Source organism: Ideonella sp. A 288 (assembly GCF_002198735.1).
Taxonomy (GTDB): Bacteria; Pseudomonadota; Gammaproteobacteria; order Burkholderiales; family Burkholderiaceae_C; genus Pseudaquabacterium.
The window spans coordinates 45,353-51,941 of record NZ_MWLO01000152.1 but is presented as its reverse complement, the minus strand read 5'-3'; the positions used below and the strand labels follow the sequence as shown (position 1 = coordinate 51,941).

Sequence of the window (6,589 nt, the reverse complement as noted above, 5' to 3'; positions counted from 1 at the left end):
TGCTGCGGCTGCGCGGCCAGGGCCGCGGCGTTCAGGCCGGCGGCGTGCCGCGCAGCCGCAGCAGCGCGCGCACGAAGCCGTGGTCGCTGCGAAAGCGCTCGCGGCTCTCGTGCAGGTGGTCGTTGAACACCTCGACCCGCTTGACGTCGCCCAGCGAGAACTTCGACGTGGCGACGAACTCCTCGCTGACCCACACCTGGTCGAGCAGTTCGGGCCAGCCCTGGTGCACGTGCGAGTAGGCCATGTCGCGTCGCAGCCCGGGCTCGGTCTGCACGTCCCAGGCGTGGTACAGCGCCACGTCGCGCGCCTGCGCGTCGTAGGCCACGGCCTGCGTGGCGGCGATGAGCTGGCTGGTCACCGAATGCGGGCCGTCGTTCAGGTCGCCCAGCAGCACCAGCGGCTCGCGGGTGCGCTGCGTCACGCCCAGCACCAGGCCGCGCAGCGCCGCGGCCTCGCCGCCGCGCATCACCAGCGAGCGCAACGTGGCCCGCGCCACCACCGCGGGGTCGTCGGTGTCCTCGGTGGGGCGGCCGTCGGCGTCCTGCAGGAACTTCGGCCGCTTGCTCTTCAGGTGCGCCACCATCGCGTGCAGGCGCCGGCCGTCCTTCAACCGCAGCACCGCGTGCAGCACCGGCCGCTCGAAGCGGTCGTGCTCGCCGAGCTCGGGCACCGGCACCGACTGGCCGGGCGCGAAGCCGGCGATGGACTCGACGCTGTCGATGGCCAGCCGGGTGACGATGCCCACCCGCGGCGTGCCCATGGCGCCCTGCTCGGCGCCGGGCACCACGGCCTGCTGGCCGCGCAGGCCGCTGGCGGCCACGGCGGCCTTCAGCGCCGCCTCGTCCCACACCTCCTGCACGCCCAGCAGGTCGGCGTTCAGGCGGCCGAACATGGCGCCGAGCCAGGCGGTCTTGCGCGCGTAGTCGTCGGTGTCGTAGGGCGGCTGGTTGGGGTAGTAGGCGCGGCCGGGCAGGGCCAGGTTGAGCAGGTTGCAGCTGCCCACGACCAGGGTGTTCCAGACGATCGGGGCCGGCATCGGGTTCATGGCCGCAGTGTGGCAGCACGGCGCCGTCCGGCCAAGCGGCCCGGCCGTGGCCCGCCGCCGCGCAGGCTCAGCCCGGCGGCTGGTCGGCCTCGCCGGCCTCGCCGGGCGCGGCCGGCGGGCGCGGCGTGAGCACCAGCCAGCGGTACAGCGCCTCCTCGATGTCCTCGACGGTGTAGGGCTTGGCCACCAGGTCGTCGAAGCCGGCTTCGGCAAACCGCTCCTTCAGGCCGATCAGGCCGTAGGCGGTGAGCGCGACGATGGGCGTCTTGGCGATGTCGCCACCGAGTTGGCGGATGCGGCGCGCGGCCTCGAAGCCGTCCATCTCGGGCATCTGGCAGTCCATCAAGATGAGGTCGAAGGCCTCGTCGGTGGCATGGGCCAGGGCCTCGCGGCCGTTCTCGACGGCGGTCACCCGCAGGCCGCGCCGCTCGAGCATGCGGCCCATCACCAGGCGCGTGCTGTGGTTGTCCTCGGCGAGCAGCACCTTGCGGCAGGTGGGCAGCTTGCGATTGACCGCCGGCGTGGGCGCCTCGGTGTCGGCCTCGCGCCCCGGGCGCAGGCACACGTTGAAGCGGAAGCAGGTGCCTCGGCCGGGCTCGCTCTCGAAGGACAGCTCGCCGCCCATCATGTGGGTGAGCTGCCTTGCGATGCCCAGGCCCAGGCCGATGCCGCCCTCGCCGCGCGGGGCCATGCCGCCGGCCTGCTGAAAGGGCTGGAAGATGCGTTCGGCGGCCTCGGGTGCGATGCCGATGCCGCTGTCCTTCACGCAGAAGCGCAGCCACACCTGGTCGGCGTCGGCGTCGGCGGCGGGATGGGCCGGGGGCGGCTCGACGGCAACGCTGACCTCGATGCCACCGCGTTCGGTGAACTTGATGGCGTTGTCCAGCAGGTTGAGCAGGATCTGGCCCAGCCGCATCGGATCGCCCGAGACGCGCTGCGGCACATCGTCTGCGATGTCGCACTGCATCTTCAGCCCGCCGGCCACGGCCCGCTTGCCGTGCATGTCGACCATCTGCGTGACGAGCTGGCGCGGGTCGAAGCCGACTTCGTCGAGTACCACCTTGCCGGCCTCGATGCGCGACAGGTCGAGCAGGTCGTTGAGCATGCGCAGCAGGCTGCGGGCGGAGCTGCGGGCCACGTTGACCAGGTCGCGCTGCTCGGCGTTGGGGGCGGTCTCGTGGATCAGGTCGAGCGTGACGATCACGCCATTCATCGGCGTGCGGATCTCGTGGCTGACGTTGGCCAGGAAGTCGGACTTGGCGCGGTTGGCGGATTCGGCGGCATCGCGCGACAGCGACAGGTGGTCCACCATCGAGGCCAGCTCGTCGCGCTGCACCGTCACCTCCTCGACCATCTGGTTGAAGCTGCGCTGCAACTGGCCGATCTCGTCCCGGTGGGTGACGGTGGCGCGCGGCGACAGGTCGCCTGCGGCCACCTGCTTGGTCAACTGCGCCAGATTGATCAGCGGGCCGACGATGCGGCGGCGCACGTAGTACACCAGCAGGCTCACCCACACCACCACCGCCGCCAGGCTGACCAGCACCAGCGCCCCGGCGCGCTGGCTGTGGCTGCGCAGCGCCGCTTCGTTCTCCTCCAGTTCCACCCGGTGGTGCCGGACGATCTCGATCCACAGCGTGTCGGCCTCGACCTCCTGCTCGTGGATGCGGTTGAGCATGCCCGCCGCGTCGACCGTGCCCACCTCGCTGAGCGTGGCGATGAGCTGGTCGTAGGCCGCCCGCGTGGTGGCCAGCAGCCGGGCCTGCCGGTCGAGGTACTCGATGTGGATGCGGTCGCCGGGGTGCGCGGGGCCCTTGTCGAAGATCTCGCGCAGCTGGTTGGCAGCCTCGGCCGCGCGGTCGAGCGCATGCGTGGCCCCGTCGCGGTAGCGCTGGCTGCCGGTGAGCAGCAGGCTGGTCATCTCGGCCATGCCGTGCGTCATCGACTCGCGGTACACCCCTTCGAGCACGGCCCGCCGGTAGTCGCGCATGACGTAGCTGGTTTCCAGGTCCCAGAGCGCCACTTCGCGCGCGACGAGGCTGAAGCAACCCGCCAGCAGCAGGAGCACGCTGAGCGAGGCGACCAGGACTTTTCTGCCGAGACTGTTCATCCGGCACGTACTTTATCCGCCGCGCCGGCCCTCTCAGGCCGGTGTGCCGGCCCGGTGGGGCAAAACGCACACGGCAGAGCCCCCTCGGCGAGGGGGGGCGCCGGCCTCGGCGGCTCGTCGACCGGGTGGTCGAGCGATCAGGCGCGCATGAAGCCCAGGTTGCGGGCCGAGCCGAAGTTGCGCAGGTTGGGCAGCGCCAGGTCGAGCTGGGTCTCGCTCAGGCCCCACCAGCGCAACAGCGTGGCCGCGTACTGGTCGACCGAGGTCGACGGGATCCAGCGGCCCTCGCGCTCCCAGTCGGCCAGGCCGACGTCGTCGGGCCCGCGGATGGCCAACTCGGGGTAGCGGCCGTAGGTGGCGCCGCCGGCCACGGCCGCGCCCATCACCAGCTGCTGGTTGCCCCAGGCGTGGTCGGTGCCCGCCGACTGGTTGGGGGCGAAGGTGCGGCCGAAGTCGCTCTGGGTGAACAGCGTCACCCGGTCGGCCACGCCCTGGGCCTGCAGCGCGCGCCAGAACGCCGCCATGCCGTTGCCCACCTGGGCCATCAGGGCGGCATGCGTGCCGTCGAGCGCGCTGCCGCCGATCTGGTTGGCATGGTTGTCGAACCCGCCGATCTGCACGAAGAAGATCTGGCGCGTGCCGCGCACCTTGGCCCGCGCGCCGACGAAGCGGGCCACCTGGTAGAGCTGGCGTGCCAGCCCGCCATTGATCGTGCCGCCGCTGATCAGAGGTGCGAAGGCCTGGGTGACCCCGCTGGGGTCGGCCGCCGGGTCGGGGTTGAAGTCGAACAGCCCGGCCAGCCGGCTTTCGAGCTCGAAGGCCTCGCGCTGGGTGCGGGCGTAGGCCTCGGCCATCGGGCTCTTCTGCGCTTCGCGCATGATCGCGTCGAGCGCGGCGCGGCGCGCGTCCACCGGCGGGTCGCGGTAGTAGCCGTTGACGCCGAAGCCCGAGTCCGGCTCCGGCAGCACCCAGGGCGCCACGGTGTCGGCCAGGCCGAAGTGCGCGTTGCCGCCGAACGAGATCACCGGGTTGGTGGTGCCCAGCAACTGGGCCGCGCGGCCGCCCCAGCCGGTGCGCTCCATCGCGTCGGTGCTGGCGGCCTGCCACAGCAACTGCTGGTCGGAGTGCGAGAACAGGCTGTCGGGCAGCAGCGGGTCGCCCTGGGCGGCGGCGTGGTAGGCGGCCTTGGTCAGCGGCGCGAACAGCGGCCCCACGTTGAGCACCGGCGCCAGCGCCCCGGCGGCCCACACCGGCGCCAGCGCGGCCATCGACGGGTGCAGCCCGTAGTCGGTGCCCAGGCCCACCAGGCTGGCGCGCGGCAGCGCCAGCGGGCCGCGCACCGCCGCATACCGGGCATGGCGCGTGGCGTCGCGCGGCGTGACCATGTTCATGCCGTCGTTGCCGCCGAACATGAACAGGCACACCAGGGCCTTGTAGTCGTCGGTGGCCGCGGCCACGCCGGGTGACAGCAGCGTGCCCAGCGCCGATGCGCCGAACGCGCCACTGAACGCGCTGCCGACCGCCGCAGAGCCCCAGCCGAGCAGGCGGCGGCGCGAAACCGGTGTGGGGTGGTCGGCGGCGGAAGGACGGAAGGGATGTCGCATGGCAGCTCCGGGCGGTTCAGTTCAGCACCTGGTACGCCGGCGAGGCGAACACCAGGTAGGCGGCGGTGCGCACGCGCTCGCGGCGCCATTCGGTGGGGCGCTGCAGCGGGTCCCAGGCGTTGACCGCCTCGACGATGCGCGCCTTGGTGGCGGCGGTCATGCGCCCGCCGGTGGCCAGCGCGGCCAGCCGCTCGACCAGCCTGACGGCATCGCCCGCGTCGGCCTCGAAGGCGGTCAGCGTGACCGACGTGCCGGTGGCGGCCGGCACCGTGGTGTCGGCGCCCATGCCGCCCCAGTACAGCAGCTGGTTCAGGAAGTTCAGCCGGGCGAACGCGGTGTTGGCGTTGTAGATGCCGAAGGCCGGGCCCACCAGCCGCGTGCCCGCCACCGGGAAGGTCGGCGGGTAGTAGTTGAAGACCGACGGTGAGCGGAACATGTGCTGGCGCAGCTCTTCGCCCCACCACCAGGCCAGCGCGCTGCCGTCGCTGCGGCCGTTGAGTGCGCGCACGATGCCCGTCATCATCAGCGCCGGCTCGCGCAGCTTCTCGGCCACCAGCGGCGGTGCCGCGTTGCGCGCCTCGGTGTCCAGCAGCACGGCCGCCACCGTGGCCGCCAGGTCGCCGCGCACGCCGGTGCCGAAGCTGCGGGTGGCGCCGGTGTGGCGGCCGGTGGCGAAGGCCGTGGCCACGCGCCGCACGTAGGCCGGGCTGGGGTTGCTCTTGACCAGGTGCTGGATCAGCTGCCGGCCGACGAAGGGTGCCATGTTCGGGTGCGACATCAGCGAGTCGAGCACCGTGTTCAAGGCCACCGCCGGCGTGCGCACCGCCGGCAGCGACAGGCCGCCCAGCAGCGTGCGCGCCTGGTTGTCTTGCATCGCCGGCCTGGCCACCATGTCGCCGGTGTAGTAGCGGCAGTTGGCGCCCTGCGGCCAGCAGCCCCAGGTGGCACTGCCGCCCGCCGGGTAGGTCCAGCCGGTCAGGGCGTAGGCGTAGTTGCGCACCACGTCGTTGTCGTAGGTGGGCTGGCACTTGCCGCCCACCAGCGTGCCGTCGGCATTGAGCTGGCAGGTGCCGATGGCAAACAGTTGCAGCAGTTCGCGCGCGTAGTTCTCGTTGGGCTGCAGGCGGTCGTTGTTGACGTGGTCGAGGTAGTCGCCCATCAGCGGCGACAGCGTCACCTTGCGCAGCACCTCGCGGTAGTTGCCCAGCGCGTTCTGCAGCAGCATGTTGTGGTAATTGCGGAAGCCGTAGGTGCCGCTTTCTTCGACGCCCGACACCACCACGATCTGCCCCAGCGCGAAGGCCACCCGCTGGCGCAGCTGGTCGGTGCGCGTGACGGCGTTGCGGTAGAAATCCCAGACCAGGGGCTCGGTGCTGTAGTGGTCGCGCCAGCAGTTGCTGCCGCGGGTGGCGCAGAAGTCGGTGCCGTCGGGCTGGTGGATGAGCGCGGTCTGGCCGCTGGTGTAGCTCGACCCGGTGGCGACCAGCTGCGAGGCCACCCAGGCCTCGGCGCCGACCGTGCGGATGCTGGTGACCAGCGCCTCGGTGGCGCCGAAGCTGGCCTGGTCGGCCAGGCGCACCGCGTCGCGCTGGGTGGCCAGCGTCGTCACCGCCAGCGCCCGCTGGCGGCCGTCTGCGGCGGCTGCCGTGGGCGAGGCGGCAGCGGTGGCCTCGGGGACCGCTGCGTCGCCCCCCAGGCCACCGCCGCAGGCGCTCAGCGCGCCGGCGAGGGCGCCGGCCAGGGCTCGCAAGGTCCAGCGGGTCGGTGGCCCGCAAGGTGCCTGCCGGTTCGTGCTGTTGCACCAGGTCGATCGCATCGGAGCGCTCCTCGTTC

4 protein-coding genes are annotated in these 6,589 nt (G+C 72.3%); all 4 read right to left on the bottom strand.

What is annotated here, in order from left to right; genetic code table 11:
• Nucleotides 1–31: 31 nt before the first annotated feature.
• Nucleotides 32–1,045 (bottom strand): endonuclease/exonuclease/phosphatase family protein, encoded by a 1,014-nt coding sequence (locus tag EOINJALH_RS26550; protein WP_158219906.1) that lies wholly within the window; start codon nt 1,043–1,045, stop codon nt 32–34.
• A 67-nt stretch (nt 1,046–1,112) separates the two neighbouring features.
• Nucleotides 1,113–3,152, bottom strand: coding sequence for an ATP-binding protein (locus EOINJALH_RS26545; RefSeq protein ID WP_088285891.1), 2,040 nt, complete (start codon nt 3,150–3,152; stop codon nt 1,113–1,115).
• 137 nt (nt 3,153–3,289) lie between these two features.
• A complete protein-coding gene (locus EOINJALH_RS26540) occupies nt 3,290–4,756 on the bottom strand; it encodes a DUF1501 domain-containing protein (protein WP_088285889.1) in 1,467 nt (488 codons plus the stop codon).
• A gap of 16 nt (nt 4,757–4,772) precedes the next feature.
• Nucleotides 4,773–6,572, bottom strand: a complete 1,800-nt coding sequence (locus tag EOINJALH_RS26535) for a DUF1800 family protein (RefSeq protein WP_088285887.1) — start codon at nt 6,570–6,572, stop codon at nt 4,773–4,775.
• Between the last annotated feature and the right edge of the window lie 17 nt (nt 6,573–6,589).